The 16,789-nt window shown below is 63.7% G+C and carries 16 protein-coding genes and 1 other RNA gene; 5 read left to right on the top strand and 12 right to left on the bottom strand.

The genetic code is table 11. The features are described 5' to 3' along the window. Window positions 1–144: 144 nt before the first annotated feature. From lon to ffs, 4 genes are all read right to left on the bottom strand, one after another. Window positions 145–2,535 carry an endopeptidase La gene (gene lon / locus ACGHJ7_RS00300; RefSeq protein ID WP_390473615.1) on the bottom strand — a complete coding sequence of 797 codons (2,391 nt, stop codon included), beginning with the start codon at window positions 2,533–2,535 and terminating at the stop codon, window positions 145–147. A 188-nt stretch (window positions 2,536–2,723) separates the two neighbouring features. Beyond that, window positions 2,724–3,065, bottom strand: coding sequence for a YbaB/EbfC family nucleoid-associated protein (locus ACGHJ7_RS00295; RefSeq protein ID WP_390473614.1), 342 nt, complete (start codon window positions 3,063–3,065; stop codon window positions 2,724–2,726). A 1-nt stretch (window position 3,066) separates the two neighbouring features. Continuing rightward, window positions 3,067–4,911, bottom strand: a complete 1,845-nt coding sequence (locus ACGHJ7_RS00290; protein ID WP_390473613.1) for a DNA polymerase III subunit gamma/tau — start codon at window positions 4,909–4,911, stop codon at window positions 3,067–3,069. A 69-nt stretch (window positions 4,912–4,980) separates the two neighbouring features. Further along, an RNA gene (gene ffs / locus ACGHJ7_RS00285) (signal recognition particle sRNA small type) lies at window positions 4,981–5,075 on the bottom strand. 80 nt (window positions 5,076–5,155) lie between these two features. Here ffs and ACGHJ7_RS00280 point away from each other — a divergent pair. Continuing rightward, window positions 5,156–5,659 (top strand): hypothetical protein, encoded by a 504-nt coding sequence (locus tag ACGHJ7_RS00280; protein WP_390473612.1) that lies wholly within the window; start codon window positions 5,156–5,158, stop codon window positions 5,657–5,659. Window positions 5,660–5,675: 16 nt separating this feature from the next. On the opposite strand, the gene ACGHJ7_RS00275 is transcribed toward ACGHJ7_RS00280, so the two are convergent. Genes ACGHJ7_RS00275 through ACGHJ7_RS00265 form a run of 3 tightly spaced genes read right to left on the bottom strand, consistent with a single transcriptional unit; the run spans window position 5,676 to window position 9,445 of the window. After that, the gene (locus ACGHJ7_RS00275) at window positions 5,676–5,954 is read right to left on the bottom strand and encodes an ETC complex I subunit (RefSeq protein ID WP_390473610.1); all 279 of its coding nucleotides are present in this window, start codon (window positions 5,952–5,954) and stop codon (window positions 5,676–5,678) included. Between the two features lie 16 nt (window positions 5,955–5,970). Next, on the bottom strand, window positions 5,971–8,403 hold the full coding sequence (hrpB, locus tag ACGHJ7_RS00270) for an ATP-dependent helicase HrpB (protein ID WP_390473608.1): 2,433 nt from the start codon (window positions 8,401–8,403) through the stop codon (window positions 5,971–5,973). Between the two features lie 19 nt (window positions 8,404–8,422). Continuing rightward, window positions 8,423–9,445 (bottom strand): polyprenyl synthetase family protein, encoded by a 1,023-nt coding sequence (locus ACGHJ7_RS00265; protein ID WP_390473607.1) that lies wholly within the window; start codon window positions 9,443–9,445, stop codon window positions 8,423–8,425. 70 nt (window positions 9,446–9,515) lie between these two features. Here ACGHJ7_RS00265 and ACGHJ7_RS00260 point away from each other — a divergent pair, with 70 nt between their 5' ends. Both ACGHJ7_RS00260 and ACGHJ7_RS00255 read left to right on the top strand, forming a co-directional pair. Beyond that, window positions 9,516–9,860 (top strand): chorismate mutase, encoded by a 345-nt coding sequence (locus tag ACGHJ7_RS00260; protein WP_390473606.1) that lies wholly within the window; start codon window positions 9,516–9,518, stop codon window positions 9,858–9,860. 193 nt (window positions 9,861–10,053) lie between these two features. Continuing rightward, window positions 10,054–10,278, top strand: coding sequence for a hypothetical protein (locus ACGHJ7_RS00255; protein ID WP_390473604.1), 225 nt, complete (start codon window positions 10,054–10,056; stop codon window positions 10,276–10,278). Between the two features lie 110 nt (window positions 10,279–10,388). Here ACGHJ7_RS00255 and ACGHJ7_RS00250 read toward each other — a convergent pair whose 3' ends face one another. The 4 genes from ACGHJ7_RS00250 to ACGHJ7_RS00235 form a co-directional block, all read right to left on the bottom strand. Beyond that, window positions 10,389–11,723 carry an ATP-binding protein gene (locus ACGHJ7_RS00250; protein ID WP_390473603.1) on the bottom strand — a complete coding sequence of 445 codons (1,335 nt, stop codon included), beginning with the start codon at window positions 11,721–11,723 and terminating at the stop codon, window positions 10,389–10,391. A 127-nt stretch (window positions 11,724–11,850) separates the two neighbouring features. Next, the gene (locus ACGHJ7_RS00245; protein WP_390473601.1) at window positions 11,851–12,528 is read right to left on the bottom strand and encodes a response regulator transcription factor; all 678 of its coding nucleotides are present in this window, start codon (window positions 12,526–12,528) and stop codon (window positions 11,851–11,853) included. A 118-nt stretch (window positions 12,529–12,646) separates the two neighbouring features. Beyond that, window positions 12,647–12,949 (bottom strand): PepSY domain-containing protein, encoded by a 303-nt coding sequence (locus tag ACGHJ7_RS00240; RefSeq protein ID WP_390473599.1) that lies wholly within the window; start codon window positions 12,947–12,949, stop codon window positions 12,647–12,649. Between the two features lie 70 nt (window positions 12,950–13,019). Beyond that, a complete protein-coding gene (locus ACGHJ7_RS00235; protein ID WP_390473597.1) occupies window positions 13,020–13,766 on the bottom strand; it encodes an SIMPL domain-containing protein in 747 nt (248 codons plus the stop codon). A 99-nt stretch (window positions 13,767–13,865) separates the two neighbouring features. On the opposite strand from ACGHJ7_RS00235, the gene ACGHJ7_RS00230 reads away from it, so the two are divergent. Together ACGHJ7_RS00230 and ACGHJ7_RS00225 are read left to right on the top strand one after the other, a co-directional pair. Beyond that, window positions 13,866–15,695, top strand: coding sequence for an ABC-F family ATP-binding cassette domain-containing protein (locus ACGHJ7_RS00230; RefSeq protein ID WP_390473595.1), 1,830 nt, complete (start codon window positions 13,866–13,868; stop codon window positions 15,693–15,695). Next, window positions 15,692–16,261 (top strand): uracil-DNA glycosylase family protein, encoded by a 570-nt coding sequence (locus tag ACGHJ7_RS00225; protein WP_390473593.1) that lies wholly within the window; start codon window positions 15,692–15,694, stop codon window positions 16,259–16,261. Before ACGHJ7_RS00230 ends, ACGHJ7_RS00225 begins: the two co-directional genes overlap by 4 nt. Here the strand turns inward: ACGHJ7_RS00225 and ACGHJ7_RS00220 are convergent. Next, entirely contained in the window at window positions 16,246–16,716 is a 471-nt protein-coding gene (locus tag ACGHJ7_RS00220; protein WP_390473591.1) for a DUF6456 domain-containing protein, read from the bottom strand. The genes ACGHJ7_RS00225 and ACGHJ7_RS00220 overlap by 16 nt on opposite strands. Between the last annotated feature and the right edge of the window lie 73 nt (window positions 16,717–16,789).

The following is a 16,789-nucleotide window of genomic DNA, read 5'->3' as shown; positions in this document are numbered from 1 at the left end:
GGTTATCGAATGATGGAATCAAATTTCGGAAGGCGACATCACACCCGTTTTTCGGACCGGTGTCAAAGGCAAAACGGGGCAGAAACGCCGGTTTCCGCCCCGTTTCCGAACTTTTAGCGGCCTGTCGTGCCTTCTAGGCGATAATCAATGCGCCGTGGGGGCATCGCCTGCAGGGTTCGCCGGTGCCGGTTGCGATGCGAGATCGTCCGCTTCCGTCCATTCTATCGGCGCCGGCAACGCCACGAGGGCACGTTCGAGCACCTCGTCGACATGGGAAACCGGGACAACTTCGAGACCGTCCGTCACGTTATCCGGTATTTCGACGAGGTCCTTCACATTGTCATCAGGGATCAGGACCGTCTTTATTCCACCGCGAAGCGCCGCGAGGAGTTTCTCCTTCAAACCGCCGATGGGCAGGACACGGCCCCGCAGGGTGACTTCCCCGGTCATGGCGACATCGGGACGAACGGCGACGCCGGTCAGGGTCGACACGATGGACGTGACCATGCCGATGCCCGCGCTCGGCCCATCCTTGGGAACCGCCCCTTCGGGAAGGTGGATATGGACGTTCTTGCGCTGCAAGATGCTCGGCTTGATCCCGTAGGCGGGTGCGCGCGCCTTCACGAAGCTGAAGGCCGCTGCGACGCTTTCGTTCATCACCTCGCCCAGCTTGCCGGTCGTCTTGACCTCGCCTTTCCCGGGCGTCGTCACGCTTTCGATGGTCAGCAATTCGCCGCCCACCTCGGTCCAGGCCAGTCCGGTGACAGCGCCGATCTGCGCCTCTTCCTCGCTGATACCATGTTTGAACCGGCGAACGCCCGAGAATTCGGACAGGTTTTCCGGCGTTACGGTGACGCTCTGCACATCCCCTTCCAAGATCTTGCGCAGTGACTTGCGGGCCAGCTTGGCAATCTCGCGCTCCAGCGTGCGAACGCCGGCCTCGCGAGTGTAATAGCGGATCAGGTCCCGCAGCGCCGGTTCGGTGAGCGTGAACTCCTCCGGTTTCAACCCGTGCTGTTCAACCTGCTTTTCCAGCAGGTGCCGGGTCGCGATCTCGACCTTCTCGTCCTCGGTATAGCCTTCCAGCCGGATGATCTCCATCCGGTCGAGCAGCGGCTGCGGAAGGTTGAGCGAATTTGCCGTGCAGACGAACATCACGTCGCTGAGATCGATATCGAGTTCCAGGTAGTGATCCTGGAACTTGGAGTTCTGTTCAGGGTCCAGCACTTCCAGCAAGGCGGACGCGGGGTCGCCGCGAAAATCCTGGCCCAGCTTGTCGATCTCGTCGAGCAGGAACAGCGGGTTCGAGGTTCCGGCCTTCTTCAGATTGGTCACGATCTTGCCGGGAAGCGAGCCGATATAGGTCCGGCGATGCCCGCGAATTTCCGCCTCGTCGCGCACCCCGCCGAGCGACTGGCGCACGAACTCACGGCCCGTCGCGCGGGCGATGGACTTGCCAAGACTGGTCTTGCCGACACCGGGCGGTCCGACAAGGCACAGGATCGGCCCCTTCAGGGTGTTCGTGCGCGCCTGCACGGCAAGATATTCGACGATCCGGTCCTTCACCTTCTCCAGCGCGAAGTGATCGGCATCCAGCACCTCCTGCGCTTCGCCGATGTCCTTTTTCAACTTGCTCTTTTTGCCCCATGGCAGGCCCAGCAGCACGTCGAGATAATTGCGAATGACCGTGGCTTCCGCGCTCATCGGCTGCATGGCCTTGAGCTTCTTGAACTCGCTCTCGGCCTTGGCGCGAGCTTCCTTGGAAAGCTCCGTCTCCTCGATGGTCCTGGCCAGTTCGGCCATTTCGTCGCCATCTTCCCCATCGCCGCCCAGTTCGCTCTGGATCGCCTTCATCTGCTCGTTGAGATAATATTCGCGCTGGGTCTTCTCCATCTGGCGCTTCACGCGGCCGCGGATTTTCTTCTCGACCTGGAGGACGGAAAGTTCCCCCTCCATGTGGCTCATGACCATTTCCAGCCGCTTGCGCGGGTCGGCCTCGCTCAGCAGGGCTTGCTTATCGGATACCTTGGCGCTGATCTGCGCGGCAATCGCATCGGCCAGGTCGCCGGCATCCTCGATGTCCGAGAGGTCTTCATCGGCCCCCTCGCCCAGCTTCTTGTTTAGGCGCGCGTAATCGCCGAACTGTTCGGTGACGCTGCGCATCATGGCGGTGATTTCCGTACCCTCCGCACGGACTTCGTCGATGGGCTCGACCTCGGCCACGACCATCGCGCCTTCCGCGCGCAGCGCGCGAGAGCGTGCGCGGAACTGGCCTTCGACCATGACCCTGACGGTCCCGTCGGGCAGTTTGAGCATTTGCAGGACCTGGGCGACGACGCCCGTATCGTACAGGTCGTCCTGTGCCGGATCCTCGCAGCCGGGGTCGAGCTGCGCCAAGAGGAATATGTCCTTGTCGCCCTCCATCGCTTCCTCGAGCGCGGCCACCGACTTGTCGCGGCCCACGAAGAGGGGGACCACCATGCCGGGAAAAACCACGATGTCGCGAAGGGGGAGGAGCGGGTAAAGCTGTGTCATTCTATCTCACTGGCAGGCGCATCAGCGGCGCGTTCTTGCCGGTGGATATGGGGACGGGGCCGCCCGGTCGCAACATCGGACCGGCAAAAGGTGCACAGACTTCGCGAGAGTATCCGAAGCTGCCAAAACGCCGGAGGAAAACCCCGGCCGGGCGGAGCGCGTCGGCCCCGCCCTTCACGCGGTTTCCATTATCCCATGCCGGGCAGGTTCATTCCCGGCGGCAGGCCGACGCCCTGCTGGATCTTCTGCATTTCCTCGTTCGACACACGGTCGGCCTTGCCCCGTGCATCGTTAAAGGCGGCGGTCACCAGGTCCTCGACCATCTGTTTTTCCTCCGGCTTCATCAGGCTCTCGTCGATATTGACGGAGAGGATGCGGCCTTTTGCCGTGCAGCGGATTTTCACCAGCCCGCCGCCGGCAACGCCTTCGACCTCGATCGAATCGAGCTTGGCCTGCGCCTCGCTCATCTGCGTCTGGATCGATTCCGCAGCCTTTTGTGCGGCGGCGATCATTTCTTCCATCGATTGCATGTTATCTGCTCCAATTGGCTCTTGCAGGGATGGGAGCGTCCGGCTCCTCGATCAGTTCCGCATCGGGAAAGGCGGCAAAAGCAGCCTTCACCAGCGGATGGGCTTTCATTTCCTCGCGCGCGGCACGCTGTTCGGCCTCCAGTTGTTCCTGCAGGCTGGGCGGCGCCTCGACACCGGGGCGTTCTTCCACCTGCCAGCGCTTGCCGGTCGCTGCGAGAAACGCCTCGCGCAGTTCGGGCGAGATGTCATCCGTGAAATGCCTGGCCCGCGTGAATACGAGATGCCCGTCGGTCATTTCCACAACCCGGACCTGCAGACGCATGATGCTGGCCGCGAGGGCGTGCCCCTTGTCCTCGGCCGCATCCGCAATCCGGGCAAGGTCCGGCGATGCGGAAGATGAGGTGGACGTGGCCGCCCCGCCCTCTTCTGAACCGCCGGTCGGCGCGGGCAAGGACGCTGCCGCTGCGGCGGCCTCCTCGATCTTCTTCGCAAGCGATCCCGGATCCGGCAGGTCCGCTGCGTGCAGCGCGCGCAGGAGAGCCATTTGCGTGCTGACGAGCGGATCGGGCGCGGCCTTCACCTCGTCATACCCCTTCAGCATCAATTGCCACAGGCGGTGGAGCTGTCCGGCTGTCAGGCGGTTCGCCCAGTCGACCAGCGCATCGCGTTCCTCGGCGCTTGGTGCGTCGGGATCGCCATCGGCAATCTGCGTCAGCGTGATCCGGTGGACCAGCCCCATCAGTGAACGCATCAGGGCAAGCGGTTCGACGCCGAGGGCATACTGGTCGTCGATCGCTGCGAGCAGACCCTTGGGGTCGCCTTCGAGCAAGTGACCGAGCAAGCGCCGCTGCGCCCCCTCGTCGGCCAGACCCAGCATGTCGCGCACGCGGGCAGCCAGAACCTTTCCGCCGTCGCCCATGTCGGCATGCGCAATCGCCTGATCGAGAATGGACAGGCCGTCACGCACGGACCCTTCCGCTGCGGCCGCGACCATGGCGATGGCCTCGCCCTCCGCTTCCACGCCCTCCTGCTCGCAGACCCATGCGAAGTGCTTCTCCAGCAATTCAGCAGGAATGCGGCGCAGGTCGAAGCGCTGGGTGCGGCTGAGAACCGTTACCGGCAGCTTTTCCACCTCGGTCGTGGCGAACAGGAATTTCACATGCGCCGGCGGCTCTTCCAGCGTTTTCAGCAGCGCGTTGAAGGCGCTGCGCGAGAGCATGTGGACTTCGTCGATGATGTAGATCTTGTAGCGCGCCGATACGGCAGCGTAGCGCACGGCCTCGATCACGGCGCGCATGTCGTCGACGCCGGTATGACTGGCGGCATCCATCTCGATCACATCGATATGCCGGCCTTCCGCGATGGCGACGCATGGTTCGCATTGGCCGCACGGATCGATGGTGGGACCGCCCTGCCCGTCCGGGCCGATGCAATTCAGCGCCTTCGCGATCAGCCGGGCTGTCGATGTCTTGCCCACCCCGCGCACACCGGTCATCAGGAAGGCATGGGCCAAGCGGTCGCGCTCGATCGCATTGCCGAGCGTGCGGACCATCGGTTCCTGACCGATCAGCTGGCTGAAGGTCTGTGGCCGGTATTTCCGGGCCAGGACCCGGTAAGGCTGGTTGGTCGCCGTATCCTGCACGACAGGCGGCGTCGCAGTGGACGGGGCGCTTGCCGGCCCAGCGGTCTCTGCGGGGACCGTACCGGTCTCTGCCTGCGGTTTCTGCGGGGCATCACCGAACATGGAATCCTGGCCGGCCGCCTCCAGCTCCGCGGCTGTCGGCTTGTCGTCCTCTTCGGTATCGCCCCATGGCGGCGTGTCGGAACTGTCCGGTGAATCACCCATGCCCACCTAGGTAGGGCGGCAGGCCGGCAATGTCATGCCGTCAGCACGGGGCGCATGATAATTTGAGGGGGAAAAGGAGCCGAGCGACCCGCCGCAATCCACCTGGGCTGCTTCCTTCCGGACCTGACCCGGTGAGCGAACGCAAACGTCCACCCGACTCCCGGGCGGCCATATGGGGCGCTTGTCTGCGATTGGCAAGACATCGAAGTAACCCTATCGCCGAAAGGCAGCGAAAGGGCTCTCCATGAAACGTCTCGTTCTTCTGACCACCGCTATCAGCCTCGTCAGCCTTCCGGCGGCCGCTTTCTCCCAGGCAGGCGGAAGCGCTTCTCCCGCGACCGTATCGATCGATTTCGGGGACGATTCCGGCATGTATGCAACGGACGGCCAGTGCGACGATCCCCGCTTCGAAGGGGCGGCGATGGCGCCGGGGCTCATCACCGACAATATCGGACGCGATGCCAGCGACTGCCGGACCGATTTCAAGCAGGGGCGCATCCGCCTCTCACCCCTGTTCGCCGACCCGGCCGACGGAAAAGCAATCGATTATGGCGACGACAAAAGCGATTTCGCGAATGACGGCGAATGCGACGATATCCGGTTCGCCAGCGAAGGCGCGGCAGAGACGCTCTACATCGTGGGCGACATCGGCCATGATGCAACCGATTGCCGCAGCGCCGTCGAAGAAGGGCGCGCGAAATGGCAGGGCGGCGTTGCCCGGCCCGTCCAGCAGTTGATGTTCGAATGATGCGCGGCGCGCGAGGCTACCTGAAATTGTCGGCGTAGGCCTGCAGCTTCAGCGTCTTGGGCGGCGTGGCATGGACCCGCGCCGGGATGCCGTGCTTTTCCGCATAGGCCTTCGCCGCGTCCTTGCTTTCGAAGGAAAGCTGCACCTGGGCCTGCGTATCGCCGCTGCCGGTCCAGCCCATCAGCGGATCCGCCTTGCGCGCCTCCGACTGCTGGAATTCGAGCACCCACTCGTCGATCCGGGCCTTGCCGGACTGCATGACGCTTTTCGGTCTCTGGTAGATACGTGCTGCCATGGGACAGCGCTGTAATTCAGCCCAGCCCTTTTGAAAAGGCGTTCTTCGTCTTCAGGCTCGGCTTTTCCAGCCATGGCTGGTCCGGCCAGCGATGCTTGGGATACCGCCCCTTCATGTCTTTTCGCACATCGTCCCAACTGCCCCGCCAGAAGGCCGGCAGGTCACGGGTCGACTGGATGGGACGCCCGGCGGGGCTCGTCAGCTTCAGCAGCAGCGGGACCCGGCCGATCATGGGGTGGGTATCGGTGCCGAACATGGCCTGCACCCGAACCTCCACCGACGGAGAATCGTCGCTCGTGTAATCTATACGATGACGGGTCGCAGCAGCCGAGGTGAATTCACGCGGCGCCTCTCGGTCGAGCTTCTGCCTGTCGCCCCAGTCGATCAGTCCGAGCGCTGCATCGGCGATGGCGGATTTCTTCAGGTCGAGAGTGCGTTTCCCTTCCAGCAGGGGTGCGAGCCACTGGTCCGCAGTCGCGGCCAGCTCACCCGGCGACAAGCCGCCGATCCCTGCATATTCAGCCCGCGCCAGCAGGTCCGGCGGTAGAAGGTCCGATATCCGCTCCAAAGCTGCATCCAGCAGCGCCCGCGACACGTCTTCCCGATCAGGCTCGGCATCGGGAGCACGCGTGATAATGATGGCACCGAGCGAGCGTTCACGGCGCGCCTCTACCCGCCGCTCCTTCTCGTTCCAGCGCACGGTACGCCGGTCGTCCACAAGATGTGCCAGATCGGTGTCGATGGCCGCAGGTTGCAGTTCGGCAGCAGAAGTAATTCGCGCACCCTGCGCTTGGCCTTGCGCATCGCCGATGACGATCCATTCCGATCGGGCGAGCGGCGATGCCGGGTCGAGGCGATAGCCGCGGCCCCCTGCACTCAGCCAGTTCTCACCGCTTGCATCGCGGCGCTTTGCGATGAAATCCGGCCTTGCAAAAGCCAGGAATGCTGCCGGATCGCTTGCCTGCGCGGCCGAGCGATCAACCAGTTTTTCCGCCGCCTGCGCCCACCGCCGGGCGAGTGCCTCGGCTGCCTTGGCCTTCTTGCTTCCATCGCTTCGCCAGCCGCCCAGCCTGCGGTGCAGGTCCTCGCTGCGGCCGCCCAGCCCGCGCTCCTGCAACAGGAGGACAAGCCTTGCTGCGTCCAGCGCCTGCCCGGAACGGGCACCGAACAGCACGCAGGCTGCCGATGCCGGGTCGAGCGGAAGGGACGCAATCTTCTCCCCCAGGTCCGTGATTCGACCGCTGTCATCGAGCGCCCCTAAACGCACCAGCCTTTCCCGTGCCGAACGCAACGATGCCGCCGGCGGCGGATCGAGCCATGGCAGCGAAGCGGCATCGCTCGCCCCCCAATCGGACAGGATCAGCAGGAGGGGCGCAAGATCCGCCATTTCGATTTCGGGTGCGGAATATGCCGGACGCCCGCCATGGCCGGCCTCGTTCCATAATCGATAGGCAATCCCCGGCCCTTGCCTCGCTGCGCGGCCCGCACGCTGCTCGGCGGATGCCTGGCTGGCACGAACCGTCTCCAGCCGCGTCGCTCCGCCCACGGGATCGTAGAAGGCCTGCCGCGACATTCCGCTGTCGATGACGACCGATACGCCGTCGAGCGTAAGCGACGTCTCGGCAATGGCGCTGGCCAGAACGATGCGCCGTCGCCCCTCTTTATCCCGCCGGATCGCCAGGCGCTGGGCCGCAGGTTCGACCTGACCATGAAGCGGGAGGACCGGCGTATCGGGATAGATTGTCAGAAGCTTGTCCCGAACCCTTTCGATATCGCGCAGCCCGGGAAGGAAAGCGAGAATGTCACCATCGGTTTCGCGCCATGTCTGGCGTATTGCGGAGGTCATAGAGTCCTCCAGAGACTCCGAGGGATCGCCTCCAAGCCACCGTATTTCCAATGGAAAGCTGCGACCTTCGCTTTCGATGACTTGCGCGTCTTCGCCCAGCAACCGGGCAAAGCGCGCGCCATCGATAGTGGCCGACATCACGAGGATGCGCAGGTCGGGCCGCAGGATCGTCTGGGTCTCGATCGCGAGTGCAAGGCCGAGGTCGCTGTCGAGGTTCCTCTCATGCGCCTCGTCGAACAGGACCGCGCTGACCCCCTCCAGTTCGGGATCGCTCGTGATGCGGTTCACGAAGATCGCCTCTGTCATGACGGTTACGCGGGTTCGCGCACTTCGCCTGGTGTCGAGGCGCGTCGCATAGCCGATTGTTTCGCCGACCTTTTCCCCAGCTGTCTGCGCCATGCGCTCCGCTGCCGATCGGGCAGCAACGCGGCGCGGACTGAGCAGCAATATCTCGCCCGTGCACCAGTCTTCGTCCAGCAGGGCGGGCGCAACCGCCGTCGTCTTCCCGGCGCCAGGCGGTGCAATCAGCACCGCGCTGGGTTGTCTGCACAGCGCGGCCTGCAATTCCAGCAGGACCTGTTCGACGGGAAGACCGCTCGTCACCGCGTCTGGCCCCGCGCGGTCAATAGCCCCGGGAAACGGCGAACTGCGCGGCTTCGACCATGGCGGCGCGCGCCTCCCCATCGGGGAAGATAGCGAGACTGTCGGCAGCGCGCTGAGCGTAATGGCGCGCGCGCTCCCTTGTCGCCTCGACCGCATCATGCCGATCGATCAGGCGAATGGCGTGCTCTAGGTCTTCGTCGCTAGTGCGGTGGCCGCCTATGGCTGCCTCCCAGAACGCGCGCTCCTCCGCATCGCCGCGCGCATAGGCGAGGATGACCGGCAGGGTCATCTTGCCCTCGCGGAAGTCGTCGCCCCGGTCCTTGCCCATCTGGCCTGCATCGGAATCGTAGTCGAGCGCATCGTCGACCAGCTGGAACGCGACGCCGAGATTGCGACCGTAATCGTCCAGCGCCTGTTCCTGCGCGTCGTCGCATTCCGCCACGACTGCTGAGATACGGCTTGCTGCGGCAAACAGGGCGGCGGTTTTCGCGCCGATGATGTGGAGATATTTCTCCTCGCTGGTGGCAATGCGGCGCTGGGCCGACAATTGCGCGACCTCCCCTTCCGCAATCACGGCGCTGGCCGAGGAAAGGATTTTCAGCACCTTCAGGCTGCCATCCTCGGTCATCAGTTCGAATGCGCGGCTGAACAGGAAATCGCCGACCAGCACGGTCGCGGGATTGCCGAAGATGATATTTGCTGCCGCCTTGCCACGGCGAAGTTCGCTGCCATCCACGACATCGTCGTGGAGAAGCGTCGCCGTGTGGATGAATTCCACCGCCGCCGCCAGCTTGTGATGGCGAGTGCCCTGGTACCCGACCAGGGCCGCACCCGACAATGTCAGCATGGGACGCAGCCTCTTGCCCCCACCGGCAATCAGGTGACCCGCCAGCCTCGGGATCAGCGGAATTTCGCTTTGCATCCGGTCGAGGATGACAGCGTTCACCGCGTTCATGCCGGACGCCGTAAGGGACAGCATGGGATCGAGCGTCGGCGGCGAGCTTTGCGGGCCTTGGGGGAAGGTCAGGATGTCTGCACTCATCGTGCAACAGCCCATGCGTGCCAGCCGCGCGCTTGGCAAGGCGGGATTTGATGCTAGCACTGTCGCCGAAATGACAGAGCACGACCAAACCGCAGACGCGAAGACGCCCCCCGCAGGCCAGCAGGGAGAGGACCCGGTGCTGGCGACCTATCGCCGTTCGATCGACAATATCGACGCCGCGCTCATCCACATGCTGGCCGAACGGTTCCGCATCACGCAGGCTGTCGGGGCGTACAAGGCGAAGGTTGCGCTGCCCCCCGCCGATACCGGCCGCGAGAAGCGTCAGGTCGCACGCCTTCGCGCGCTGGCCGAAGATGCAGAGCTCGATCCCGAATTTTCGGAGAAGTTTCTGCGCTTCATCATCGACGAGGTCATTCGCCATCACGAGAAGGCGCAGGGTTCATCTCCTGCCTGAAGATTGGTCGCCCATTTCGAAGATAAATGCTGGAAAAACATTCGTTTCGCTGGGGATCTTCCTTCCAGTCACACAGAAGTGTGGCATATCAGCCGCTCTGTGACATAATCCTGTCGGGTGACCCACGTTGACAGTTGCAAGACATACTGCCTCATCCTAGGACAAGCCTGATTTCAAATACGGAGATTCGAGAATGAAACTTGGAAAACTTACCCTCGCAGCTGCAGCTGGCGCCCTGGCGGTTGCCCCCATCGCGGCACAGGCGTCGGTAGCCGATCGTTCTGCTCCGCTTAGCGGCGAGAGCGAAGTTGGCGGCTCGGCTGGTGCCATCGTTGGTCTTTTCGGCCTGCTCGCACTGGCCATCGCGATCGGCGCGACCGGTGGCGATGACGACGATTTCGACCCGATCAGCGCTTAACACTGCGTTCGATGGTAATTTGAAAAGGGGTCCTCCGGGGCCCCTTTTTTTGTCCGACTGCTTTGAATTCGGCACGGGAACTAGCGGCCGCTTTCTTTGGACCGGGAAATCTATCCCGCAATCTCTCTTACACGCGGCAAAACTAGCCGAACCAGAAGCCCGCCCAGATCTTCGCTTTCGCCCAGCGTGACGGTCCCGCCGTAAATTTCCGCAACATCGCGGACGATGGCGAGGCCAAGGCCCGTCCCCGGCTTCCCGGTATCGAGGCGGGCCCCGCGGTCGAAGATACGGTCCCGCTCTGCATCGGGTATGCCCATTCCGTCATCCTCGATCCAGATGACACACATGGAGGGATCGCCATCATCCCTCTCGGCATCGAGAGTGACGAAAACACTCCCCCCGCCATATTTGGCTGCATTCTCGATCAGATTGCCCAGGATTTCATCGAGGTCCTGCCGCTCGATGGCGACGCGCACGTCGCGCTTGCCGTCGATATCGAACCGTGTGCCCGGATAAAGCCGCTCGACCGCGCGGCGCACGGCTTCCGCGCTGTCGCTGAGCGAGGTTCGTGCGAGGCCCGTAGCGCGCCTGCCGACCGCCCTTGCCCGGGCAAGGTGGTGGTCGACGTGCCGCTGCATCGTGCGGGTCTCGCGGAACACCGTTTCGTTGATGTCGGTAGCGCGGGCGGTGGCAGCATTGGTCAGGACGGTCAGCGGCGTTTTCAAGGCGTGGGCGAGATTGCCTGCATGGGTCCGTGCCTCTTCTGCCTGCCGTTCGGAATGCGCCAGCAAGGCGTTCAATTCCTGCACCAGCGGCTGCACCTCGTATGGAAGCGGATCAGTGACACGGTTCGTACCCGTCGTCCGGATCCGCTGGATAGCCTCCCGCACGCGCCTCAGCGGTCGCAGCCCGACATAGCTCTGCAATCCTGCCAGGATCATCAGGCCGATCGCCAGTACCAGAAAGCTCCACACCAGGATGGAGCGGATGCGGGCGATCTGCGCGTCCAGCTCCTCGCGCGCCGAAGCGACGACGAAGGTCCATTCCGTGTCGCTATCTGGCAGGACGACGCTACGTTCCACCATACGCAGCGGTTCGTCCGCGAACTGGTTGCTGTCGTAGAATTCCGGCTCTGCGCCCGGGCTCTGGCTGCGCACGTCCAGCGTCCGGTCCCATAGCGACCGGCTGGGCCAGTCGTCATGTCCCTGCCCGCTGATTTGCCAGTAGACACCGCTATTGGGTTCCAGGAAACGCTGGTCGCCCAGCGGCCTGTACAGCAGGACCTCCCCGTCCGGGCCGATTTCCGACGACGCTATCAGGGCCGTCTGAACGTATTCGAGTTGCTCGTCGAAATTGCGCTCCACCAGGTTGACGAGCGTACGGTCGAGGGCAAATCCGCCGCTGAGCAGCAGCACGGCCACCCAGCCGGCGGAGATCAACATCATCCGGCGGGCAAGACTGCCAGTATGAGGCGGACCTTGCGTTACATCGTCGCCGGACGCACCCGTCCCGCTTCCCGAGGCTGCCGGGCCGCCTGCCGCGAAGCTGCCGTCGGCAGCGTCCGCGGCGGCGTCAGGCCCGGGGCGCGTCGGCGGGGTCGTCGAGGCTGTAACCGAGGCCACGGATCGTGGTGATGACTTCCGCACCCAGCTTCTTGCGGATGCGGGTGACGAAGACTTCGATCGTGTTGGAATCGCGGTCGAAATCCTGATCGTAGATATGCTCGATCAGTTCGGTGCGGCTGACGACCTTCCCCTTGTGGTGCATCAGGTAGCTCAACAGCTTGTATTCCTGCGCCGTCAGCTTGACCGGTTCCCCCTTCAGGGTGACGCGGCCGCTGCGCGTGTCCAGCCGGACATCGCCGGCCGTCAGTTCGCTGGAAGTATTGCCGGAGGCACGGCGGATGAGCGCACGAAGGCGAGCGATCAGTTCTTCCGTCTGGAACGGCTTTGCCAGATAGTCGTCCGCGCCAGCGTCCAGGCCTGCGACCTTGTCGGACCAGCTGTCGCGCGCGGTCAGCACCAGGACCGGGAATTCCCGGCCTTCCTTGCGCCACATCCCCAGCACGGTCAGTCCGTCGATTTCCGGCAGGCCGAGATCGAGGATTACGGCGTCGTAATTCTCGGTCGATCCGAGGAAATGCCCGTCTTCCCCGTCGGTGGACAGATCGACGGCATAACCATTCTGCTCCAGCGTGCTCTTCAGCTGCTGGCCCAGCGTGGGTTCGTCCTCGACAATTAAAATACGCATGGCTCGATCCGGCCCCCTTCACATTTGCGCGCCTTGTGGCGCGAATGGTCATAACGCGTCAATGCGTACGCCGGTTTCCTGCCAATTCTTGTACGGTAGCAGGCTGCGCGGCCCGGTCTTAGCGCGACCGCCGAAGGACCCGACCTGTCCGCGCATCGACATCGACGAAGGTCACCTTGCCATCACGGATGAATTTCAGCCGATAGGCGACGGCCGTCGAATCGTAAGCCGGGCCAAGGTATTCCGCCCCGCGCATGGTCGGCAGGACGCGCCGCTCGATCTCGCGCAGGGAGAGAACGTTTCCGGCCCGCATTTCCTTGCGTGCCTCGTCATGCGGCTTGCGCTGCTGCGCGTCGGCGGGACCAGCAAGGCCGGTAACGGCCAGAGCGGCTGCAGCGAGGGATATCAGCATGGTTTTCATGATGCCGATATCCCTAAACTCGCAGCATTGAACGGTTTCTGAATGCCGGCTTCCGTCACGCCGCTGCGCCTCAGGCGCCCGGACCGCCCGTCATTTCGTAAGTGATCGATACGTTGACCCCGGTTCCGATCACGCCCGGTCGGACCGGCACGGGAGCGCCTTCACTGCGCGAGGCAGTGACGATGATGGCATCGCTTTGCGGCCTTGGTCCATTTTTCTGGACGCTCTCGGAAATCTGCAGGATGCGGACCCCCGAATATCCGGCCGTGCGAGCATAGGCCATGGCCATCGCCCGGCCGGTCTCCAGCGCCCGGCTGCGCGCCTGCGCCTTGGCTTCGCTATCGTCTTCCTTGCTGAAAGTGGGACCCGACAGGTCATTAGCGCCGGCCGCAACCAGCGTATCGAGGATCGGGCCCACACGCGCCACATCGCGGAATTTGACGCTGACACGGTTTGCCGCCCGGTAGCCCTGGAATATCTGGCGCTGCTCGCGCTGGTTGTAGTCGTACCGCGCATTCAGGCTGATGCCGGTCGTCTGGATGTCGCGTTCGGCAATTCCTTGCGCCTCGATTTCCTCGATCACGCGGGCCATCTGTTCGGAATTGCGCCGCATCGCTTCGACCGCGGTCGGGGCATCGGTGACCACCCCGGCACTGATGGTCACTGTGTCGGGCTCGACCTCGACTTCCTCGTAAACGCTCAGTTCGACCACGGGGTTCGTGGCTGCGATCTGGACCTCGGCAGCAGCGGCGGGCAGCGCGGCCAGGGTGGCCGAGGATACGGCGAGAGCTGCGGCATATTTGCGAAGATGTGTCATGAAGGACTCCGTGTCGTGGGCGAAAAGAGTGTCTTGTAACCGTTTACGCCAGCATGAACGCCTTGTTCCTGCGACGCGCAAAGCCTACCTCGCGCGGCTATGGCACAACCTCCAATTCTATCCTGGGAAGGTCTCGGTCTCCAGCAGGGCGGTCGCTGGCTGCTTGGCGGACCGGACCGCGAGGATATCGACCTGCATATCGGGCCGCGCGACCGGTTGGCGCTGATCGGCCGCAATGGTGCAGGCAAGACGACGTTGTTCCGCCTGATCGACGACCGGATCGAAGCGGATCGCGGACAGCGCAAGGTCAAGCTGGGAACGCGGATCGTGACGCTGGAGCAGGATCCGGACGTCACCGGCTACGAAACGCTGATGGATTTCGCGCTTGGTGGGGAAAACCCGCCGGAGCGCTACGAGGTCGAAGCGATCGCCGGACAATTGGGGATCGACATGGACCGCCTGGCGGAGGGGGCCAGCGGGGGTGAACGGCGCCGGGCCGCGATTGCCCGTGCCCTGGCACAGGATCCCGACCTTCTGCTGATGGACGAACCGACCAACCATCTCGATCTCAGCGCGATCGAGTGGCTGGAAGGCTGGCTGGAGCGGTATCGCGGCGCATTCGTCGTCATCAGCCATGACCGTACCTTTTTGAAAAGGCTGACCAATGCGACCTTGTGGCTCGATCGCGGGACGATCCGACGCAAGGATGTCGGTTTTGGCGGGTACGAGGCGTGGGAGGAACAGGTCTATGCCGAAGAGGCCCGCGCGGCGGAAAAGCTCGACGCCAAGCTGAAGCTGGAAGCCCATTGGCTGGAGCGCGGCGTCACCGCCCGGCGCAAGCGCAACCAGGGCCGGCTGGAAGCGCTCTACAAGATGCGCGCCACACGTGCGGCGATGATTGACACGTCCGGTTCGGCCAAGCTTAAACTGGCGGTCGAGGAAGACTTCAGGAGCAAGTCCGTGATCGTCGCGGACAAGATCGCCAAGAGCTATGACGGGCGGCAGGTCATCAAGCCGTTTTCCCTGCGCATCCAGCGCGGTGACCGGATCGGGATTGTCGGGTCGAACGGCGCCGGCAAGACGACCTTGCTCAAGATGCTGACAGGCGAGCTGGAGCCGGACAGCGGAACGGTCGACATCAGCAACAAGCTGACGGGCGTCATGATCGACCAGCAGCGCAGCCTGATGGAACCGGACAAGACGGTGCGCGACGTACTGGCCGAAGGCGGGGACTGGATCGACGTGCAAGGCAATCGCAAGCACGTGCAGGCGCACCTGAAGGACTTCCTTTTCGATCCGGGCATCGTCGATACCAAGGTCGGCATCCTGTCCGGCGGCGAGAAATCGCGCCTGCTGCTGGCCCGCGAATTCGCCCGCAAGTCCAACCTGCTGGTGCTCGACGAGCCGACCAACGATCTCGACCTCGAAACGCTCGACCTGCTGCAGGAAGTGATCGCGGATTACGAAGGCACCGTCCTCATCGTCAGCCATGACCGCGATTTCCTGGACAAGACGGTCACGGTTACACTGGGCCTGGACGGTAGCGGATCGGTCGACATCGTAGCCGGCGGATACGAAGACTGGGAACGCAAGCGGCAGACCCGCACCGTGGGCAAGCCGCGAGCGCCGAAAGAAACAGCGACTTCCTCGAAAGCCGCTCCCGCTTCTGCCCCCACAAGCGCTTCGACCCCGCGACCGGGCAAGTTGAGCTTCAAGGAGCAGCGCGACTACGACCTTCTACCCGCCCGTATCGAGGAACTGGAGGCAGCCATCGCGCGCGGCGAACAGATCCTGTCGGACCCCGACTTGTTCAACACCGACCCGCAGAAATTCGCCAATATCTCCAAGGGTCTGGAGAACGCGCGAACGGAAAAGGACACGGCCGAGGAACGCTGGCTGGAACTCGCCGAAAGGGTCGAAGGCACATGACGCTGCAGGCGGAGATTGCCGCCTGCAAGGTCTGCGCTTCCAGCCTGCCGCATGGCGTTCGGCCCGTCGTATCCTTCTCTTCTACCGCGAGGCTGCTGATCATCGGACAGGCCCCGGGATCGAAGGTCCACGAAAGCGGCATTCCGTGGGACGACCGCAGCGGCGACCGTCTCAGGGAATGGACCGGCCTGTCGAAGGACCAAATGTACGACCCCGCCCAGGTCGCCCTGGTGCCGATGGGATTCTGCTACCCCGGCAAGGCTTCCGGCGGTGACAAGCCGCCTCGTCCGGAATGTGCGCCGCTGTGGCACGATCGGGTGCTTGCAGAGCTTCCGAAAGAGCGGCTGACATTGCTCGTTGGAACCTATGCCCAGGCGCGCTACCTGCCCGAAACGCGGCGCCAGACGCTGGTGGAACGCGTTGCAGCGTTCCACGATTTCCTGCCCTCGGTGATGCCGCTGCCCCACCCTGCGTGGCGAAGCACGCTGTTCATGCGCGACCATCCCTGGTTCGAGGCCGAGGTCCTGCCCGAACTGCGCTTACGGATCGCTCAGGTAATGCGGTAATAATCGGCCACCCGGTCCAGAGCCAGCTTGAGAACGAGCTTGCCCGACCGGCTCGGCCACGCGAGCGCCTTCTCCGCCACGACCAGGCTTTCACCGCCACAGACCACGCGCCACAGAATGTCCGTGAGGCCCCTACCCGCCTGCGCCAGAGCGCCGTCGAAGCGGTCCTTGGCCGCGATCTGCCGTTCTGTCGCTGTCAGACCGGCGTCTCCGCCCTTCACCCGAACCGGGTCCCATCGCATGGTGACATTGGGCCCGAGCTGGGCGCGCTCGTAATCGCTGCGCAGTCGCTCGCCTGCATCGAACAGGCGATCATCTATGTGCCCCCGCGAATGAAGCCATGCCAGGGGGGATTCGGCGGCATTCACTGTCACCGTTCGCCGTTTGCCACGGCCGGACGACCCGCGGACGGGGCCTTCGGACGTAAGTTCGCGTTCGACCAATTCGCGCCGCATACTTCACTCCTGCTCAATTAACCGATTTGGGAAAATCAGCGTTGCCAAACCTCCACACTTGTAGGAAAGTGTT

Origin of the sequence: Altererythrobacter sp. MTPC7, assembly GCF_042851395.1 — a bacterium.
Classification (GTDB): Bacteria; Pseudomonadota; Alphaproteobacteria; order Sphingomonadales; family Sphingomonadaceae; genus CAJXSN01.
The sequence above is the reverse complement of the archived record's forward strand: the minus strand, read 5'-3'. Positions and strand labels throughout refer to the sequence as shown.

Bases quoted from the DNA above. Each gene is read 5' to 3' on its own strand.
- ACGHJ7_RS00290 (WP_390473613.1), bottom strand. From the start codon at position 4,911: ATGGGTGATTCACCGGACAGTTCCGACACGCCGCCATGGGGCGATACC.
- lon (WP_390473615.1), bottom strand. From the start codon at position 2,535: ATGACACAGCTTTACCCGCTCCTCCCCCTTCGCGACATCGTGGTTTTT.
- ACGHJ7_RS00255 (WP_390473604.1), top strand. From the start codon at position 10,054: ATGAAACTTGGAAAACTTACCCTCGCAGCTGCAGCTGGCGCCCTGGCG.
- ACGHJ7_RS00265 (WP_390473607.1), bottom strand. From the start codon at position 9,445: ATGAGTGCAGACATCCTGACCTTCCCCCAAGGCCCGCAAAGCTCGCCG.
- ACGHJ7_RS00250 (WP_390473603.1), bottom strand. From the start codon at position 11,723: ATGATGTTGATCTCCGCCGGCTGGGTGGCCGTGCTGCTGCTCAGCGGC.
- ACGHJ7_RS00230 (WP_390473595.1), top strand. From the start codon at position 13,866: ATGGCACAACCTCCAATTCTATCCTGGGAAGGTCTCGGTCTCCAGCAG.
- ACGHJ7_RS00220 (WP_390473591.1), bottom strand. From the start codon at position 16,716: ATGCGGCGCGAATTGGTCGAACGCGAACTTACGTCCGAAGGCCCCGTC.
- ACGHJ7_RS00245 (WP_390473601.1), bottom strand. From the start codon at position 12,528: ATGCGTATTTTAATTGTCGAGGACGAACCCACGCTGGGCCAGCAGCTG.
- ACGHJ7_RS00260 (WP_390473606.1), top strand. From the start codon at position 9,516: ATGACAGAGCACGACCAAACCGCAGACGCGAAGACGCCCCCCGCAGGC.
- ACGHJ7_RS00275 (WP_390473610.1), bottom strand. From the start codon at position 5,954: ATGGCAGCACGTATCTACCAGAGACCGAAAAGCGTCATGCAGTCCGGC.
- ACGHJ7_RS00225 (WP_390473593.1), top strand. From the start codon at position 15,692: ATGACGCTGCAGGCGGAGATTGCCGCCTGCAAGGTCTGCGCTTCCAGC.
- ACGHJ7_RS00295 (WP_390473614.1), bottom strand. From the start codon at position 3,065: ATGCAATCGATGGAAGAAATGATCGCCGCCGCACAAAAGGCTGCGGAA.
- ACGHJ7_RS00280 (WP_390473612.1), top strand. From the start codon at position 5,156: ATGAAACGTCTCGTTCTTCTGACCACCGCTATCAGCCTCGTCAGCCTT.
- ACGHJ7_RS00235 (WP_390473597.1), bottom strand. From the start codon at position 13,766: ATGACACATCTTCGCAAATATGCCGCAGCTCTCGCCGTATCCTCGGCC.
- ACGHJ7_RS00240 (WP_390473599.1), bottom strand. From the start codon at position 12,949: ATGAAAACCATGCTGATATCCCTCGCTGCAGCCGCTCTGGCCGTTACC.